At 69.4% G+C, this 16,463-nt stretch carries 18 protein-coding genes; 12 read left to right on the top strand and 6 right to left on the bottom strand.

All coding sequences use genetic code 11. The annotated features are described in order from the left end of the window. Positions 1 to 12 precede the first annotated feature (12 nt). A complete protein-coding gene (locus ABLE93_RS12620; RefSeq protein ID WP_348840163.1) occupies positions 13 to 552 on the bottom strand; it encodes a DUF3280 domain-containing protein in 540 nt (179 codons plus the stop codon). A 153-nt stretch (positions 553 to 705) separates the two neighbouring features. Here ABLE93_RS12620 and pedA1 point away from each other — a divergent pair, with 153 nt between their 5' ends. The 5 genes from pedA1 to ABLE93_RS12595 all read left to right on the top strand — a co-directional run bounded on the left by pedA1 (position 706) and on the right by ABLE93_RS12595 (position 5,464). Beyond that, a complete protein-coding gene (gene pedA1, locus ABLE93_RS12615) occupies positions 706 to 1,971 on the top strand; it encodes a lanthanide ABC transporter ABC transporter substrate-binding protein PedA1 (protein WP_510183014.1) in 1,266 nt (421 codons plus the stop codon). Positions 1,972 to 2,027: 56 nt separating this feature from the next. Next, positions 2,028 to 3,029 carry a YVTN family beta-propeller repeat protein gene (locus ABLE93_RS12610; protein ID WP_348840161.1) on the top strand — a complete coding sequence of 334 codons (1,002 nt, stop codon included), beginning with the start codon at positions 2,028 to 2,030 and terminating at the stop codon, positions 3,027 to 3,029. Positions 3,030 to 3,186: 157 nt separating this feature from the next. Beyond that, complete coding sequence (gene pedB, locus ABLE93_RS12605) at positions 3,187 to 3,966, top strand: lanthanide ABC transporter ATP-binding protein PedB/LutE (RefSeq protein WP_348840160.1); 780 nt, start codon at positions 3,187 to 3,189, stop codon at positions 3,964 to 3,966. Beyond that, the gene (pedC, locus tag ABLE93_RS12600) at positions 3,963 to 4,826 is read left to right on the top strand and encodes a lanthanide ABC transporter permease protein PedC (protein ID WP_348840159.1); all 864 of its coding nucleotides are present in this window, start codon (positions 3,963 to 3,965) and stop codon (positions 4,824 to 4,826) included. Before pedB ends, pedC begins: the two co-directional genes overlap by 4 nt. Before the next feature lie 11 nt (positions 4,827 to 4,837). Further along, positions 4,838 to 5,464 (top strand): hypothetical protein, encoded by a 627-nt coding sequence (locus ABLE93_RS12595; RefSeq protein WP_348840158.1) that lies wholly within the window; start codon positions 4,838 to 4,840, stop codon positions 5,462 to 5,464. 11 nt (positions 5,465 to 5,475) lie between these two features. On the opposite strand, the gene hpt is transcribed toward ABLE93_RS12595, so the two are convergent. After that, positions 5,476 to 6,012, bottom strand: a complete 537-nt coding sequence (gene hpt / locus ABLE93_RS12590) for a hypoxanthine phosphoribosyltransferase (RefSeq protein ID WP_348840157.1) — start codon at positions 6,010 to 6,012, stop codon at positions 5,476 to 5,478. Between the two features lie 200 nt (positions 6,013 to 6,212). Here hpt and ftsE point away from each other — a divergent pair, with 200 nt between their 5' ends. The 5 genes from ftsE to ABLE93_RS12565 all read left to right on the top strand — a co-directional run bounded on the left by ftsE (position 6,213) and on the right by ABLE93_RS12565 (position 9,982). Continuing rightward, entirely contained in the window at positions 6,213 to 6,872 is a 660-nt protein-coding gene (gene ftsE / locus ABLE93_RS12585) for a cell division ATP-binding protein FtsE (protein WP_348840155.1), read from the top strand. Continuing rightward, positions 6,859 to 7,827: a cell division protein FtsX gene (locus tag ABLE93_RS12580; RefSeq protein ID WP_348840154.1), complete on the top strand. Its 969-nt coding sequence runs from the start codon at positions 6,859 to 6,861 to the stop codon at positions 7,825 to 7,827. Before ftsE ends, ABLE93_RS12580 begins: the two co-directional genes overlap by 14 nt. A 70-nt stretch (positions 7,828 to 7,897) precedes the next feature. Continuing rightward, positions 7,898 to 8,686 (top strand): YdcF family protein, encoded by a 789-nt coding sequence (locus tag ABLE93_RS12575; protein ID WP_348840153.1) that lies wholly within the window; start codon positions 7,898 to 7,900, stop codon positions 8,684 to 8,686. Positions 8,687 to 8,737: 51 nt separating this feature from the next. Beyond that, the gene (locus tag ABLE93_RS12570) at positions 8,738 to 9,544 is read left to right on the top strand and encodes a lysophospholipid acyltransferase family protein (protein ID WP_348840152.1); all 807 of its coding nucleotides are present in this window, start codon (positions 8,738 to 8,740) and stop codon (positions 9,542 to 9,544) included. A 33-nt stretch (positions 9,545 to 9,577) separates the two neighbouring features. Then, positions 9,578 to 9,982, top strand: a complete 405-nt coding sequence (locus ABLE93_RS12565) for a hypothetical protein (protein WP_348840151.1) — start codon at positions 9,578 to 9,580, stop codon at positions 9,980 to 9,982. 8 nt (positions 9,983 to 9,990) lie between these two features. Here ABLE93_RS12565 and ABLE93_RS12560 read toward each other — a convergent pair whose 3' ends face one another. Continuing rightward, positions 9,991 to 10,605 carry a gamma-glutamylcyclotransferase gene (locus ABLE93_RS12560; protein WP_348840150.1) on the bottom strand — a complete coding sequence of 205 codons (615 nt, stop codon included), beginning with the start codon at positions 10,603 to 10,605 and terminating at the stop codon, positions 9,991 to 9,993. Positions 10,606 to 10,746: 141 nt separating this feature from the next. Between ABLE93_RS12560 and ABLE93_RS12555 the strand changes: the two genes are divergently transcribed. Beyond that, a complete protein-coding gene (locus ABLE93_RS12555) occupies positions 10,747 to 11,811 on the top strand; it encodes a DUF2125 domain-containing protein (RefSeq protein WP_348840149.1) in 1,065 nt (354 codons plus the stop codon). Positions 11,812 to 11,819: 8 nt separating this feature from the next. On the opposite strand, the gene ABLE93_RS12550 is transcribed toward ABLE93_RS12555, so the two are convergent. Both ABLE93_RS12550 and ABLE93_RS12545 read right to left on the bottom strand, forming a co-directional pair. Then, a complete protein-coding gene (locus ABLE93_RS12550; RefSeq protein ID WP_348840148.1) occupies positions 11,820 to 12,953 on the bottom strand; it encodes an alpha-D-ribose 1-methylphosphonate 5-triphosphate diphosphatase in 1,134 nt (377 codons plus the stop codon). A gap of 147 nt (positions 12,954 to 13,100) precedes the next feature. Further along, on the bottom strand, positions 13,101 to 14,744 hold the full coding sequence (locus ABLE93_RS12545) for a hypothetical protein (RefSeq protein ID WP_348840147.1): 1,644 nt from the start codon (positions 14,742 to 14,744) through the stop codon (positions 13,101 to 13,103). A 267-nt stretch (positions 14,745 to 15,011) separates the two neighbouring features. Here ABLE93_RS12545 and argB point away from each other — a divergent pair, with 267 nt between their 5' ends. Then, positions 15,012 to 15,917 (top strand): acetylglutamate kinase, encoded by a 906-nt coding sequence (gene argB, locus ABLE93_RS12540; protein ID WP_348840146.1) that lies wholly within the window; start codon positions 15,012 to 15,014, stop codon positions 15,915 to 15,917. Here argB and ABLE93_RS12535 read toward each other — a convergent pair. Continuing rightward, a complete protein-coding gene (locus tag ABLE93_RS12535; protein WP_348840145.1) occupies positions 15,907 to 16,449 on the bottom strand; it encodes a GNAT family N-acetyltransferase in 543 nt (180 codons plus the stop codon). The genes argB and ABLE93_RS12535 overlap by 11 nt on opposite strands. Between the last annotated feature and the right edge of the window lie 14 nt (positions 16,450 to 16,463).

Here is a 16,463-nt window from a genome sequence, read left to right as displayed (position 1 = left end):
CGCCCCCGTTTGTCATTGCCCCAGCGCCGGCTGTCCCGGCGCGAGGATGCGGTTCTTCACCAGATAGCGCATGCCGCGCATCCAGGATTCGTCCGTATTGCCGCGGATGTCGACGTGCCCGACGCGCAGCACCTTTTCCTGTCCGCCCACCTGCCGCACCTGCAGTGTCAACTGGAGGATGAGGGTCGAAATCTTGCGCACCATCCCCACCACTTCCAGCTGCGCGCCGGCGGCAGTCGCGATCTCGGCTTCGCAGCCGTTGCAATTGTATAGGGGGGCAAGTTCGGCGATGCGTGCGGCGGCGGGCGAGAGATCGACGGGGGCCATCTCGCCCGAATCCCCGAGCAGCCGGGTCAGCTCGGCATTCACCAGCTTGATCCGCTCCGCCTGCTCGGCGCGGACGTCCGCGCGCTGGTCCTCGGTGTCGTCGAACATCTCAAAGCCGAAGACAGCCGTCGGCACCGCAGCCGCGGACGCGTGCGGTGCGATCAACTGTTCCAGCAATGTTGCGCCCGCGAGAAGGGCTAAGAAGACGAAGCGCCGGCCAAGCATCATCGGGAACCTATTGCAAAGCGAAGGGTCTCACAGCCCGCCATCGGGTGGCAAGACGAGATCATCTTATTGTTTTCTTATATCTATTTAGTTGCCTGTCGCCGGCGATGGTGTCTAGATCTTCCCGCTCGCTCGTCCGGGATTGACTGCTCCATGCACCTCGATCGGCCACGTCTGCTGCTGGCGGCCGCCTGTGCCGCCCTCGTGGCCTGTTCCGTCCCGGTCCTCCCGGCGCGCGCCCAGCAGCCGCCCGCCCCCGCGGCGGCGGCTCCAGCACAATCCGACGGTGCTCAGCCAGATACGGCAAAACCGGTGGAGGTCCGCATGGGCCTCATCACCCGCGCCGTGCCGCCGCCTCCGCTCTATGACCTTCTCGCCGTGCCGGAAGACGAGGCCGTCGCCGGCGCTGAGCTGGCGATGAAGGACAACGCCACGACGGGCCTCTTCACCGGGCAGGTCTTCACGCTGGAGAACGTCACGCTCTCAGAGGACGAGGATCCAGCCGAGGCGGCCCGCAAGCTCGCCGACGACGGCATCCGCCTCATCATCGCCAACCTCGCCGCCGCCGACCTGCTGAAGGTTGCCGACGCGGTGAAGGACAAGGGCGTGGTGGTGTTCAACGTCGGCGCCTCCGACGACGACCTCCGCGGCGAGAAGTGCCGGGCCGACGTGTTCCACATCGCCCCGAGCCGCGCCATGCTGACCGATGCGCTGGCCCAGTTCCTGGCGGTGAAGCGCTGGTCCAAGCTGTTCCTGGTGGTCGGCCCCAATGCGGGGGACCAGCTCTATGCCGAGGCGCTGCGCCGCTCGGCGAAGAAGTTCGGCCTCAAGATCGTCGCCGACAAGCCGTGGACCTTCGGTCCGCTGGCCCGCGACCGGTCCGACAGCATCACCCGTTCGGATGCCCTGGTGTTCAGCCGCGGCGTCGATGCCGACGTGATCGTGGTAGCCGACGAGGCCAACGATTTCGGCAACTACATTCCCTTCCGCACCTTCGAGCCGCGGCTCGTGGTGGGCACCCAGGGGCTCACCGCCTCCACCTGGCATCCGGCGCAGGATGCGTGGGGCTCCGCCCAGCTGCAGAGCCGCTTCCTGCGCAATTCCAACCGCGTGATGCGCCCGGCCGATTACCAGGCCTGGCTCGCCGCCCGTATGGTGGGCGAGGCGGCGACCCGCACCCGCAGCGCCGATCCGGACGTGATCGCCAAATATCTCCGGGCGCCCGACTTCAACATCGCCGCCTTCAAGGGCGTCCCGCTCAGCATCCGCCCGTGGGACCAGCAGGTACGCCAGCCGCTCCTCATCGCCCAGCCCCTCGGCATCGTCGGCGTCGCGCCCGAGGAGGGGTTTCTGCACCAGCGCACACCCCTCGACACCCTCGGCGCCGACGAGCGCGAAACGAAATGCCGCCTGAATTGAGTTCGCCTGCAACGCATGCGCGCGCAAAGCGCCCGATTCCTGGAGGAATACGCCCGATGTCCACGCCCGCCCCACGGTGGCCGGCTTCCCGCCGCCTCGCCCCGCTCCTCGCCGGCGCCGCCGCTCTGTTCGCGGCGGATGCCGCCTCGGCCTACACGGTCTATGTGTCCAACGAGCGCGGCAATTCCGTCTCCGTCATCGATTCCGCTACGCTTGAGGTGAAGCAGACGGTGAAGGTCGGCCGCCGCCCCCGCGGCATCACCATGAGCCCCGACGGCAAGGTCCTCTACATCTGCGCCAGCGACGACCACGCGGTGCAGGTGGTGGACCCGGCCACGATGAAGGTAACGCGCAAGCTGAAGTCCGGGCCGGATCCGGAGCTGTTCGCCCTGCATCCCTCCGGCAATCCTCTCTACATCGCCAACGAGGACGACAACCAGGTCACCGTGCTGGACGTGGAGGCCAACAAGATCGCCGCGCAGGTGCCGGTGGGCACCGAGCCCGAGGGCATGGCGGTGAGCCCGGACGGCGCGATCCTCGTCGCCACATCCGAAACCACCAACATGGCCCACTTCATCGACACCAAGACCAACAAGATCGTCGCCAACGTGCTGGTGGATGCCCGCCCGCGCTTCGCCGAATATTCCAGCGACGGCAAGCGCCTGTGGGTATCGGCCGAGGTCGGCGGCACGGTGGCGGTGATCGACCCCGAGACCCGCAAGATCATCCAGAAGGTGTCGTTCAAGATCCCCGGCGTCTCCAAGGAGGCGATCCAGCCGGTGGGCGTGCGCCTCACCAAGGACGGCAAGAAGGCGTTCGTCGCCCTCGGCCCGGCCAACCGCGTGGCGGTGGTGAATGCCGAGACCTTCGAGGTGGAGAAGTATCTCCTGGTTGGCCAGCGCGTGTGGCAGCTCGCCCTGACGCCGGATGAGAAGCTGCTGTTCACCACCAACGGCAATTCCAACGACGTGTCGGTCATCGACGTGCCGGAGATGAAGGTGGTCAAGTCCATCAAGGTGGGCGGCGCACCCTGGGGCGTCGTGGTCTCGCCGCAGTGAGGCCGAGCCTCTTCGCCGGCGTGTTTGCCGCGCGCTCTGCATCGCCGGATCGTGCAAGGGCGTCCTGCGTTTTGCGCTGGACGCCGGCGCGCCTTGCACCGACCCTGTGCCGGGTCGCAACGGCAGGGACACGCTCGGTGCCGGGATGTCCGAAGACATGAACGAAGCTGCGCTGGAGGTCGAGGCGGTCAGCCACGCCTTCGGGGCGCGCAAGGCGCTGGACGGCGTATCCCTCACCGTCCCGGCGGGGCGCTTCGTCGCCCTGCTCGGCCCCAATGGGGCGGGCAAGACGACGCTGTTCTCGCTGGCGACCCGCCTTTACGCGACGCGGGCCGGGAGCGTGCGCATCTTCGGTCGCGACCTGTCGCGCGCGCCCGCCGCGGCCCTCGCCGACCTCGGCGTCGTGTTCCAGAGCCGTACCCTCGATCTGGACCTTTCGGTGCGCCAGAACCTGGCCTATCACGCAGCGCTGCACGGCATGGCCGGGCGCGCCGCCAAGGCGCGGATCGTCCATCTCCTCGCCCTCGTCGGGCTCGGCGAGCGCATCGACGACAAGGTCCGCACCCTCTCCGGCGGGCAGGCGCGGCGGGTGGAGATCGCCCGTGCCCTGATCCATCGCCCGCGCCTCCTGCTGCTGGACGAGGCGACGGTGGGCCTCGACCTCGCCTCGCGTGGCGCCATCGTGGACGTGGTGCGCCGCCTCGTCGCCGAGGAACATCTGGCGGTGCTGTGGGCGACGCACATCTTTGACGAGGTGCAGGAGGACGACGAGATCTACGTGCTCGACAAGGGCCGTATCATCGCCCACGGCACCGCCCGATCGGTGGCCGGAGCCCATCCGGCTGCGCCCGGAGCGGAGGCGCGCCCCTCCGGCTCCACGGCGGCGCTGGAGGCGGCGTTCCGTGCCATGACCACCCGTGCGGAGGATGCGGCATGACCGACTCCGCCCTCGCGCCGCTGCGCGCCCCCGCCCGCCATCTCGGCCCCGGCGGCTACATGGTGTGCCTGTCCGGCATCGTCGGTCGCGAGCTGCTGCGCTTCGTGCAGCAGAAGGAACGCTTTCTCTCGGCACTGGTGCGGCCGCTGGTGTGGCTCTTCATCTTCGCCGCCGGCTTCCGCAGCGTGCTCGGCGTCTCCATCATCCCGCCCTACGAGACGTACGTGCTCTACGAGGTCTATGTCACGCCGGGCCTCGCCGTGATGATCCAGCTGTTCAACGGCATGCAATCGTCCCTCTCCATGGTCTACGACCGGGAGGTGGGCTCAATGCGGGTGCTGCTGACTAGCCCGTTCCCGCGCTGGTTCCTGCTGCTGTCGAAGCTGGTGGCGGGCGTGGCGGTGTCGCTGGCGCAGGTCTACGTCTTCCTTGCCATCGCGCGGCTGTGGGAGGTGGACATCCCGCCCATGGGCTATCTCTCCGCGCTGCCGGCCTTCGTGCTCACCGGGCTCATGCTGGGGGCGATCGGGCTGGTCATCTCCTCGGCGATCCGGCAGCTGGAGAATTTCGCCAGCGTGATGAACTTCGTCATCTTCCCCATGTTCTTCGCCTCCTCGGCGCTCTACCCCCTGTGGCGCATCCGTGACGCCAGCGAGACGCTCTATATCGTCTGCCTGATCAACCCCTTCACCCATGCCGTGGAACTGGTGCGCAACGCGCTCTACGGCGTGTTCGAGCCGCAAGCCTTCGCCGTCGTCCTCGCAACCACACTCGTCTTCTTCGCCCTCGCGGTCGTGGCCTATGATCCCGGACGGGGCATTATGGGGCGGCGGGGCGGGCCCAAGGGAGAAGCCTCGTGAGAAGTCTCGTGATGCGTTCGCCTGTCCTCATCGCCCTTGCATCGCTCACGCTCTGCGGCGCGGCCTCGGCCCAGCCCAAGGGCCCGCCCGGCAGCGACCCGGACTGGCCCTGCGTCCAGCGCAAGACGCCGGAGATCGATCTGGCCCAGGTCTGGAGCGGCCCGGATCCCGCCTCAGCCGGCAAGTGGACCGACGATCAGGACGCCGCCACCCTGGCCCAGACCCTGGCCTCCCGCCGCACCCAGGCCGAGCAGTTCGGCCCGCTCCTCGACGCCTTCGTGAAGGAGGCGGGGGCCGAGGCGGACCAGAAGCTGCTCCGTGTCATGGCCGGGGTCTACGAGATCATCAACACCGAGCGCAGCCGGCTGATCCACGGCATCGAGCGCTACGCCCGCGGCCAGCAGCGCCTCGCCGATCGCATCCGCGAGGAGGGCGACGCCCTGAGCAAGGCCAAGACCTCGCCCGCCGCGGCCGACACGCCGCAGACCAGGACGCTCGACGAGCAGCTGACGTGGGATGCCCGCATCTTCGATGAGCGGGCGCGCTCCCTGACCTATGTGTGCGAATCGCCGGTGCTGATGGAGCAGCGGGCGTTCGAGATCGGCAGCCAGATCCGCGCCCGCCTCAAGGGCGGCTGAGCGCCGCAGGGCTATTCCAGCCCCTCCACGTGGCCGATGAAGGGCAGCTGGCGGAACGCATGGGCCACATCCATGCCGTAGCCCACCACGAACACGTCGGGACAGCTGAAGCCGACGAAATCCGCGTCGATCTGCACGGCGCGCTTGCCGGGCTTTTCGAGCAGCACGCATACCAGCACCCGCCGTGCCCCGCGCGCCATAAGCAAATCCTTGGCGAAGGCCAAAGTGCGGCCCGATTCCAATATGTCGTCGATGAGCAGGACGTCGCGCCCGCGCACGTCGCTCTCAACGTCCTTCAGGATCTCCACCTGCCCGGAGGAGATGGTGGCGTCGCGGTAGGAGGAGAGATGCATGAACTCCACCTCCGGCGCGAGGCCCGAGGCGTGCATGGCCCGCAGCAGGTCGGCAGCGAAGATGAACGAGCCCTTCAGGACCGCCACGGCGAGGAGCCGCTCGGGCGTGAGCGTGGCGATCTCCGCCGCCAGCGCGTGGTTGCGCGCGGCGATGCGGTTCTCGTCGAACAGGACGGTGATATTCGGCAGGTGCATGGTTCCTCGTCGCACGGCGCGCGAGCATGGACCCGAAGGTCGGCCAGCGTCCACCCGCACATAGTCAGCACAGCCGGCCGGCGCAATCGCGCCGCGCGTCGCGGCGGGTGCTCGCCCCCGCCCGCGGCCGGCGGTGGCGCCTTGCCATGCTTGGTTTATGGTGATCCGCGCGCTGCGGCGCGATTCGAGAAGGGTGGGGCGTGGTTAGGTTCGAGAATGTCGGCCTGAGATACGGGATGGGTCCCGAGGTGCTGAAGGACGTGTCCTTCGGCATCGAGCCCAATTCGTTCCAGTTTCTCACCGGCCCCTCGGGCGCCGGCAAGACCACGCTGATGCGCCTCCTCTTCCTGTCGCTGAAGCCGACCCGCGGCCTCATCACCCTGTTCGGGCGCGACGTCTCCGCCCTCGACCCGGACGAGGTAGCGGTGCTGCGCCGGCGCATCGGCATCGTCTTCCAGGACTTCCGCCTGCTCGACCACCTCACCACCTACGAGAACGTGTCGCTGCCCCTGCGGGTGCTCGGCAAGGAGGAGACCGCCTACCGCGCGGAGGTGACGGAGCTTTTGAGCTGGGTCGGCCTGGGCGACCGCATGCACGTGCTGCCGCCGGTCTTGTCCGGTGGCGAGAAGCAGCGCGCCGCCATCGCCCGCGCGCTCATCGGCCGGCCGGAATTCCTGCTCGCCGACGAGCCCACGGGCAATGTGGACCCGACGCTCGCCCGCCGCCTGCTGCGCCTGTTCATCGAGCTGAACAAGTCGGGCACGTCGGTGCTGCTCGCCACCCACGACATCGCGCTGATGGACCAGTACGACGCCCGCCGCCTCGTGATCGCCGACGGCCGCCTCTATGTCTATGACTGACGCCGCCCGCCCCGAGAAGAAGCCGCCCGCCGCCGCGGCCGGCGAGGCGCCGCGCGCCAAGGCGCGGGCGCTGGCCTCCATCGTGCCGTCGGCCACCATTGCCGGCCGTGCCCTGGTGGCGGTGGTGGCCATCATGACCTTCCTCGCCGGCCTCACCATCGGCACCGCCGTCGCCGTGCGGGGCACCGCGAGCCAGTGGCGCAGCGATGTCACGCAGGAGGTGACCATCCAGGTCCGCGCCGGCGACAAGCAGGCGACCGATGCGCAGGTGCAGGCCGCGGCCGACATCGCGCGCAAGACTCCGGGCATCGCCGGCGCCCACATCCTGACGCCCGAGGAGACCGGCCGGCTGCTGGAGCCCTGGCTGGGGTCGGGACTGGAACTTGCCGATTTGCCGATCCCGCGCGTGGTGGTGCTGCGCCTCGACGGTTCCGGCACCGCCGACCTCGCGCGGCTGAAGCGCACGCTGACCGACCGCATCCCCACCGCCACGCTGGACGACCACCGCGGCTGGTCGCGCCGGCTGGTGGCGGTGACCGACGGTGTGATGCTGATTGGTATTGTGCTGCTGGTGCTGGTGGGCCTCGCCACCGTGCTCTCCGTGGTGTTCGCCACCCGGGCGGCGGTGGCCACCAACCGCGCGGTGGTGGAGGTGCTGCATTTCGTCGGTGCCCGCGACGGCTTCATCGCCGCCCAGTTCCAGCGGCATTTCCTGAGGATCGGAGCCGAGGGCGGCGTGATCGGCGGGGTCGCGGCAGCGGCGGTGTTCGGCATCCTCGCCGCCCTGCCGCGCCTTGGGCTTGGGGGCGATCCTGAGCTGCCGACGGTGCTCGGGTGGCTCAATCCCGGCTATCTCGGCTTTCTCGGCATCGCTCTGGCGGTGGTGGGTGTGGCGCTGGCGACCGCGCTGACCTCCCGTTTCACCGTTTACCGCACGTTGAGGACGATTCAATGATTGCCGGCCGTCCGGCGCCTGCCGCGTGGTCATCTCGCCGTCGCCGCATTCCGGCGGCATTCTTTGCCGCATGACCATGTCGAACACCGAGCGCAGAACGGTGGGGCAGTCGAGGCCCGGGCAGGGCAGGAACGGGGACGCAGCCCCGCGCCGCAGGACACTCGCGCGCCGGCTCGTCATCGCCGCCGTGCTGCTGGCGGGGGCTGGCGGGGTGGCCGGAGCGGCGGGCTTTATCGCCTTCACCGCTCTCATCGCGGGCCGCGAGCCGGCAGCGGTGCGGCCAGCAGATGCCATCGTCGTGCTCACCGGCGGCCCCTCGCGCATCATCGACGCGGTGGGGCTGCTCAAGGACGGGCGGGGCCAGCGCCTGCTCATTACCGGAGTCAATCCGGCAACCTCACCGGACGAGATGCGCCGCGCCTTGCCGGATGGCGAGCGCCTCATCGGCTGCTGCATCGACCTTGGCCACAAGGCGCTCAACACCCGCGGCAACGCGCTGGAGGTGGCGGAATGGGCGCGCGACCGCAGCTTCCGCTCCCTCGTGGTGGTGACATCGTCCTGGCACATGCCGCGCGCCATGATGGAATTGTCGCGCGCCTTGCCGGACGTGGAACTGGTGGCCTATCCCGTCGTCACCAGCCGCACCGAACCGGAGCGCTGGTGGAGCGATTTCGGCACGCTGAAGCTCCTCTTCAAGGAGTATCTGAAGTACATCATGGCCACGGTGAAGTTCCGCCCGGCCCAGGCGGTGGCGGGTCCCGGTGATCCGGCATCTGCCCCGTCCGAAGCCGAGCCGGCGGCGCCCCGCTCGGGGCTCGGTGCTGAACCGCATCGGGCGCAGGCGCGGATCTCGCCCTAGAATGGTGCTTCGGGCCGTCGCCGGCGGGCGCGGGCCCCACGGAGATCTCCTGTGACCTTCCTGCGTTCGTTCGTCTTCCAGATCGCCTTCTATCTGGTGACGACGCTGTACATGCTGGCCTTCCTGCCTTTCCTGCCTTTCCTGTCGCGCCGGGGCCTGTGGCGCACCGGCGTCATGTGGTGGGTGTCAACCAATGTCTTCCTGCTGCGCGTGCTGGTGGGGACAAGGGCGGAGATCCGCGGGCTGGAGCACATTCCCGACGGCCCGCTGCTGATCGCCTCCAAGCACCAGTCGGCGTGGGAGACCTTCGCCCTGCTGCCGCTCTTCTCCGACCCGGCCTTCATCCTGAAGAAGGAGCTGATGCGCATCCCGGTGTTCGGCTGGTTCGCCGCCAAGGCGCGGATGATCCCGGTGGACCGCAAGGGTGGATCGTCGGCGCTGAAGGCGATGACCCGCCGGGCCCAGGCGGACATGGCGGAGGGCCGGCAGATCCTGATCTTCCCGGAAGGCACCCGTCGCCCCGCGGGGGCGCCGCCCGACTACAAGTTCGGCGTGGCCCACCTTTATGCGAGCCTTCGGGTGCCGTGCCTGCCCATCGCCCTCAATTCGGGTCTGTACTGGCCGCGCCGGGCCATCTTGAAGCGGCGCGGCACTATTCGTGTGCAGATCCTGCCACCCATCCCGCCAGGGCTCTCGAGGACGGCCTTCATTGCCACGCTCGAGCCGCTCATCGAGACCGCCAGCGACCGCCTTCTGGCCGAAGGATTGGCCGAGCTCGGCGAGCGCGCTCCGCCGGATCTGAGGGCGCGGGCAGGGGGCATTTCATCCCCGCTGTCCACCCCTGTGGAAAACTCTTGATCGACGGCCGGGGATCGTTCTAGTTTCGTTCTCATGAACGCAACTGATTCGCTCCTCATTCCTCTCGTGGATGCCGGCGGCCTCAACGGCCTCAAGCACGGCGCCCTCGGCGCGCGCTTCCGCTTCTGGCGCGATGAAGACGGCGTGCGCCATGTGTTCTCGGTCTATTCGGCCGCCTCCGCACCGGACTATCCCGACGCCCTGGCCGTGGTCGCGCGGCGCACCCCCGCTGGCTCCATTGCCATGTGGGCGGGTCCGGCCGGCGACGTCGCGCGGTCGGCAGCGCAGCGGCTCGATGGCGACGAAATCCACATCCACGTCTTCGGCGAAGGGGAGGCGAGCGCGCTGCGCCGTCTCATGCGCCGCTTTGAGTCCACGCCGGTCCGCCGGTCCGCCGGCATGGTCCGCTGCCGGATCGACCGGCGCCACGCCGCCTGACGGGTTCGTCACGGACGCCCGTCGTCTTCCGCATCGGTGGGGAGGGCGTCGGGCAAGGCGTGGCTTGCGGTGAGATGCTGGGCGAGGTGGAACAGGCCGGGGTCGCGGATGCCGAGGCTCTCAAGCGCCTTCACCGTCGCCACCACATAATCGGTGTTCGGCCCGGACTTGCCGTGGGAGCGCCGCACGAGGTGAAGCTGGTCGTCGAGCGTCAGGCCACGGGCATATTGCGGGTGGGCGCGGTTGACGAGATAGGCCACCGCTGCCGCTTCCCGCCCCGAGCCGTCCAGAAGCCGCACGCGCCGCACGGCTTCCCGATACACCCCCGAGATCTGCTCGCGCGCCGTGAGATAGGCGTGGGTCTGCGGCCATTCCTCTGCCGTGACCCGATAGGCAATGCCGCGGCACGAGCCGCCGATGTCCAGCCCCAGCACGAGGCCCGGCTTCTCGGGGGTGCCGCGGTGGTGAAACGAATAGACGCACAGGGTGCGGTGGGCGCCCACGAGGCGCGCCTCGCAGCGTTCGGCGAAGGGGAAGCCGGGGTTCCACATGAGCGAGCCGTAAGCGAACACCCACACGTCGCCCGGCCCGGCGCTCTCGTCTATGCTGTGGGCCTGCCTCACCGTCCGCTCGTCCCCTGTGGATGCGCCAGACGCTCCCGGCGTTGACAGAAACGCCAGACCGTCGCCTAACAGCCGCCAAGGACCGCCGCAAGCCGTGAGCGAGGCAAGTCATGGCGCGGGCGGACAGCCGCAAGGACGCGCATGACTGCCGAAGACGCCCCGACCCGCCGCCCGAAGCCCTGGCTCGTCATCGTTCCCCTCGCCATTCTGGTGGTCCTCGCCGTCGCCTGGAGCGGCGTGTGGTTCTACGCGGCCAACCGGGCGCAGCGCGAGATCGATGCCTGGATCGGCCGCGAGGCCAAGCTCGGCCGCATCTGGACCTGCTCGGACCGGCACCTCGCCGGCTTCCCCTTCCGCTTCGAGCTGCGCTGCCTGATGCCGACGCTGGAGACCCGCGGCGGCGACGCCATGCGATTCACCGCCGCGTCGGTGCACGCGGTGGCGCAGGTCTGGGCGCCCAACCATCTCGTCGCCGAATTCACCGGTCCGGCCCGGGTCGAGGACCTCGATACGGGCGCGGCCTATGTGGCGGCCTGGTCGCTGCTGCAGATGAGCGGCGTCGGAGACCTCTCCGGCCGGCCTGACCGCTTCTCGTTGCGGGCCCAGGACGTGCGGCTGGAGCAGCCCGGCGCCGCGGGCACGCCGCCTGCGCCGCTTCTGTCCGCCCGCCTGTTCGAGTTCCACGCCCGCCGCTCGCCTGGAGCCGAAGGCCGGCCCGACAGCGTCGACTACGCCTCCGGCCTTGCCGGCGGGGAAAGCGCGGTGCTGGCGGCGCTCGGTGCCTCCGGCCCGGTGGACATGACGCTCCAGGGCACCGTGACCGCCTCGGCGGACCTGCGGCCTATGCCCCTGGCCCAGCGCATGCGTGCCTGGGCGGCGGCCGGCGGCGTCGCCAAGCTGGACCGCTTCGTCGTCACCTCGCCGCGGCTCGCCGTGACGGCGGGCGGCGCCGTCTCGCTGGACACCCAGGGGCGCCTCAACGGCAAGCTGGACCTCGGCTTCGCCGGCCTCAACGAGCTCGTGCAGGGCCTCGACCGGGCCGGCGTCATCCCGCGCGAGATCGCGCCCATCGTCACCGCGCTGGCCATGGTGGGCAAGGCGGGCCAGGTGGAGGGCCGCAAGGGCACCACCTTCGCCCTCTCATTCGATTCCGGCACGCTGAAGCTCGCGGGCTTCCCGGTGGGCATCATTCCGCCGGTGTTCTGACCTTCGGTTCAGAACACCCGCTCGCCCTCCACCAGAACCTGCCGCACCACGGGCGTGCCCTCGACGATGCGGAAGCGCAGCAGGTCGGCGCGCAGCTCCGGCGCCAGCCGGCCGCGGTCGTCGAGCCCCGCCATCCGGGCGGGATTGCGTGTCACGAGGGCCATGGCGTCGGGCAGGGCGACGCCGTCCGTCATGTGCAGGCGGGTGGCGGCCTGAAGCAGGCTCGCCGGCACGTAATCGGAGGCGAGGGCATCCACCAGCCCGTCCTGCGCCAGTTCCCCCATGGCGACGCCGCCGGAGTGAGAGCCGCCGCGCACCACGTTGGGCGCGCCGCCGATGGTGCCGAGCCCCGCCTCGCGCGCCAGCGTCGCAGCCTCGCGGGTGGTGGGGAATTCGCTCACCGTGCAGCCGGCGGCGCGGGCCGTTTCCACATGGTCGGCCGTGGTGTCGTCGTGGCTCGCGCGCACCATGCCGGTGGCGGCCAGCATCTCCACCAGCGGTGCGAAATTGCGCTCCACATTGGCCCGGCCGCGCGCCGTGCGCTCGCCGATCTCGCGGTCTGCCTCTGCGGCGTCCTTGCCGATGCCCAAAAGGAAGTTGCGCAGCACGTCCACGTTGCGCCACTGCCGGGCGCCGGGCGTGTGGTCCATGAGCGAGGCGAAGCCGAGGGCCGGGTGCGCCAGCGCCGGCTCGACGAGCCCGATGAGATCGGGATCGGTCATCTCGCAGCGCAGGTGCACGCGGTGGTCGGCGCGGAACAGGGGTGCGCCATGCGCCACCGCGTCCAGCATCACCTCGAACAGGGCGCGCCGCTCCGCCTTGGCCTGGTCGAAGCCCCCAGCGCAGATGGCGTCGAACACGGTGGTGATGCCGCTCGCCACCGTCTGACCGTCGTGCGCCAAGGCGGCGGCCCGTGCGTCCGGCCAGAACACCTTGGGGCGCGGGACGAAATGGCCCTCCAGGGCGTCGGTGTGCAGGTCGATGATGCCGGGGGCGATGAAATCGCCCTCGCAATCCACCGCTGCCGGCCCCTGTGCGCGCCCCTCCTCCACCCGATGGATGCGCCCGTCCCGAAGGGTCAGCGTGCCGTCGATGACGGCCTCGTCGAGGATGAGGCGGGCATTGGTGAGGACGGTTTCCATCGGGTCTCCGGTCAAGGCCTGAACGCGGCGCGCTCCGGTCCGCCGTTTGGCAGGCCGGCGCAAGGGCCGCCTCCCGTTGCATCGAACCGTGACGGCGCCATGACGAAGATGCCATGACGAAGATGCCATGGGGCCCAGCTCGACGTCTTAGGATGGCGGCGCCGCCGGCGGGATCACCGCATAGAGCTGGAAGCGCTCGCCCTCGAACACCAGCTTCAGCCGGTCGCTGTCCGGGTTTGCCGCGCCGCGGTCGGTGTAGAGCAGATAGACATAATCGAATTTGGTCGGCCAGAGGTCCCAATAATGCGGCCCATCGGCCGAGGGTTCCTCCTCGGTGATGAGCAATTGCTCGATCTGCGGCGGGGTGCCGTCCTGGGTGTCCACCTGGCCGCGGTAGGGCGCGCGCGCCCGCAGGATCTGCTTGCCCTCCACCGTGAAGGCGGTGGTGACGAGGGCGGACCGCTCGATCATGGCGAGACAGGCGGCGTGCATGAGGCCGAGGTCCTGCGGATCGGCGCCGGCCTGGGAATCGGCATAGGCGACGAGCACGCGCGATCCCGGACGGATGAGCGACACCGACTGGACGAAGTTCACCGTCCATTGCGACAGGCGGTTCCAAACCACCTGGACCTCGCCCACCCGCACCGCGAGGAGCAGCACCAGCACCACGGCGAAGCCGCGCCGCGCGAAGCGGTGGCGCAGGTCCACCCGCATGGCCGCGAGCACCATGAAGGCAATGGCGACCGGCAGGCGCTGGTCGGCCATGTAGGTGGCGAACACCACGCGCGGCATGGCGAGATAGACGACACCGGCCACCAGCAGCAGGGGCAGCAGGACGCTGTGCACCTGGAGCAGACGATGCCGCGCCGCCCACACGCCGGCACCGACGATGATGGCTGCGAGCGCGACCGCCACGTGGTCGAAATAGACGTTGAAGACCATTTCGATGCCGTCGATCTTGCCCTGCGGCTCCCAGTAGTTCTCGCCGCTGAGGCCCCAGGTGGGGCTCGCGAGCAGCAGCGGCACGATGGGCAGGAAGGGCAGGCCGGCGCAGACGAAGGCGACGAGGCGCGGGCGCAGGGGGCCGCGCGTCTGCCGCAGCCGGTCGATCTCATAGGCGAGGAGGCCGACGCCGTACACGCCGGCGGCGAACAGGTGGCAGAAGAACAGCGCCACCACGAAACCGGCAGACACGAGATGCCGCCACGGCCAGGGCCGGTCGCGCAGCGCGACCCAGGCTGACAGGGCGCACAGGGCGAGGCCGATGCCGAAATAATAGTTCATCACCCCGATCAGGAAGACCGCGTTGTAGAGCAGGGGGAAGGCGATGAGCGGCAGGGCGGACCAGGTGCCGAACAAGGTCCGGTTGAGCGTCAGCGTGCCCGCCGTGATGAGGGTGAAGCACATAAGCGTATAGATCTCGCCGGCGACATAGATGTCGGTCATCCGGTCGATCAGCGGCACCAGCAGATCCATCATCAGGTTGGGGATGATGGCCCATTGGAGCGTGTAGAAGCGCGCGATATCGGCATCGTGCGGGAGCGCCGCGATGACGTGCATGCGGGCGAGGTGGTTCACGTAGTCCGACAGGGGCGGGATCGGGTGGCTCAGGATCGGCACCGAGACCAGCGCCAGGCAGGCGACGAACAGGACGAGGATGGTGCCGGGCCTCAGATCGTGGGGCCGCCGCGCGGGCGGGGCGCCATGGGGACGGGTCGCGGCGGGCCCATCGGCCGCCGGCAGCACGGGGATGGTCTCAGGGAGCGGAGCGGGCGGAACGGTAACGGTCATGGCGGGCCGGGCGGTCTCTCTGGCTTCGGGCTGGAGGCGGCTTGCGGAAGCGGCGCCAGGGTGTTGACCCTGCGATTGTGGTGCGCCGGAGCCGCCACCCATCACCTTTTCGCGACCCTGAAAAGACTGACGTCGCGTCAGTTGCGGCAGGACGCAGCGGCAGCCATATCCCGGTGCCGCCGCGGCGCGGGCCTTTCACCTGCCAGGGGAAACGGCTAGAAGGGCGCCGCCCGGCGGCCGTGGTCGCCGCCCACCAGCGAGCGCCCCATGACCGAGCCCCTTTCCCCTCCGGTATCGGAACCCCAGCTGCAGGCCGAGGTGCTGGCCCGGGCGCTGCCCCACATGCAGCTCTATGACGACGCCATCGTCGTGGTGAAGTACGGCGGCCACGCCATGGGCAGCGAGGATGTGGCGCGCAACTTCGCACAGGACATCGTGCTGCTGGAGCAGTCCGGCGTGAATCCCGTGGTGGTGCATGGCGGCGGCCCGCAGATCGGCGCCATGCTGGCGAAGCTCGGCATCAAGTCCGAATTCGCCGCCGGCCTGCGCATCACCGACAAGGCCACGGTGGAAATCGTCGAGATGGTGCTCGCCGGCTCCATCAACAAGCAGATCGTCGGCTTCATTAACGAGGCGGGCGGCAAGGCCATCGGCCTGTGCGGCAAGGACGGCAACATGGTGCTGGCCAAGAAGGCCAGCCGCGTGATCGTCGATCCCGACAGCAAGATCGAGCAGGTGGTGGACCTCGGCTTCGTCGGCGAGCCGGACAAGGTGGACACCTCCGTCCTCGACCAGATCCTGCGTCGCGAGCTGATCCCGGTGCTCGCGCCGGTGGCGGCCGCGGTGGACGGCGGCACTTACAATGTGAACGCCGACACCTTCGCCGGGGCCATCGCCGGGGCGTTGGGCGCCAAGCGCCTGCTGTTGCTCACCGACGTGCCCGGCGTGCTGGACAAGACCAAGCAGCTCATTCCCCGTCTCACCATCGCCGAGGCCCAGGCACTCATCGCCGACGGCACCATCTCGGGCGGGATGATCCCCAAGGTCGAGACCTGCATCTATGCCCTGGAGCAGGGAGTGGAGGGCGTGGTGATCCTCGACGGCAAGGTGCCCCACGCGGTGCTGCTGGAACTCCTCACCGACCACGGCGCAGGCACCCTCATCACCCGCTGAGGGAGTCGTCTCCGTCGGAAGGAACCGTGCTCGCCCCGGGACCCAGGGCGCGTTGCATCAGCACCGTGTCGATCCACCGGCCGAACTTGAGGCCGGTGGCGGGCAGGATGCCGATGGAGTCGAAGCCGCAGGACCGGTGCAGAGCGATGGATCCAGCATTGGCGCTGTCGCCGATCACCGCCACCATCTGGCGGAAGCCGCGCGCCTCGCACGCCTCGATCAGGGCGACGAGCAGCGCCCGCCCGACCCCGCGGCCGCGGGCCGCCTCGTCCACATAGATGGAATTCTCCACCGTGTAGCGATAGGCGATGCGCGGCCGGAAGGCGCTGGCATAGGCATAACCCAGCAGCACACCCTCCTCCTCCAGCACCAGATAGGGATAGCCGCTCTCCACCAAAGCGGCGTGGCGGCGCGCCATCTCGGCGGCGCCCGGCGGCTGGAGCTCGAACGAGGCGGTGCCGGTGCGCACGGCTTCGTCATAGATGGCGCTGATGGCGGGGATGTCGGAGGAGAGGGCGGGGCGGATCGGCATGGGCGCTGTTTAAG

Source organism: Xanthobacter pollutisoli (assembly GCF_040044995.1).
GTDB lineage: Bacteria > Pseudomonadota > Alphaproteobacteria > Rhizobiales > Xanthobacteraceae > Xanthobacter.
The sequence above is the reverse complement of the archived record's forward strand: the minus strand, read 5'-3'. Positions and strand labels throughout refer to the sequence as shown.

Coding starts and splice junctions, on each gene's coding strand:
- pedA1 (WP_510183014.1), top strand. CDS start 706: ATGCACCTCGATCGGCCACGTCTGCTGCTGGCGGCCGCCTGTGCCGCC.
- ABLE93_RS12565 (WP_348840151.1), top strand. CDS start 9,578: ATGAACGCAACTGATTCGCTCCTCATTCCTCTCGTGGATGCCGGCGGC.
- ABLE93_RS12535 (WP_348840145.1), bottom strand. CDS start 16,449: ATGCCGATCCGCCCCGCCCTCTCCTCCGACATCCCCGCCATCAGCGCC.
- pedB (WP_348840160.1), top strand. CDS start 3,187: ATGAACGAAGCTGCGCTGGAGGTCGAGGCGGTCAGCCACGCCTTCGGG.
- ABLE93_RS12620 (WP_348840163.1), bottom strand. CDS start 552: ATGCTTGGCCGGCGCTTCGTCTTCTTAGCCCTTCTCGCGGGCGCAACA.
- ABLE93_RS12545 (WP_348840147.1), bottom strand. CDS start 14,744: ATGACCGTTACCGTTCCGCCCGCTCCGCTCCCTGAGACCATCCCCGTG.
- ABLE93_RS12595 (WP_348840158.1), top strand. CDS start 4,838: ATGCGTTCGCCTGTCCTCATCGCCCTTGCATCGCTCACGCTCTGCGGC.
- ABLE93_RS12610 (WP_348840161.1), top strand. CDS start 2,028: ATGTCCACGCCCGCCCCACGGTGGCCGGCTTCCCGCCGCCTCGCCCCG.
- hpt (WP_348840157.1), bottom strand. CDS start 6,012: ATGCACCTGCCGAATATCACCGTCCTGTTCGACGAGAACCGCATCGCC.
- ABLE93_RS12555 (WP_348840149.1), top strand. CDS start 10,747: ATGACTGCCGAAGACGCCCCGACCCGCCGCCCGAAGCCCTGGCTCGTC.
- ABLE93_RS12580 (WP_348840154.1), top strand. CDS start 6,859: ATGTCTATGACTGACGCCGCCCGCCCCGAGAAGAAGCCGCCCGCCGCC.
- pedC (WP_348840159.1), top strand. CDS start 3,963: ATGACCGACTCCGCCCTCGCGCCGCTGCGCGCCCCCGCCCGCCATCTC.
- ABLE93_RS12550 (WP_348840148.1), bottom strand. CDS start 12,953: ATGGAAACCGTCCTCACCAATGCCCGCCTCATCCTCGACGAGGCCGTC.
- ABLE93_RS12575 (WP_348840153.1), top strand. CDS start 7,898: ATGACCATGTCGAACACCGAGCGCAGAACGGTGGGGCAGTCGAGGCCC.
- argB (WP_348840146.1), top strand. CDS start 15,012: ATGACCGAGCCCCTTTCCCCTCCGGTATCGGAACCCCAGCTGCAGGCC.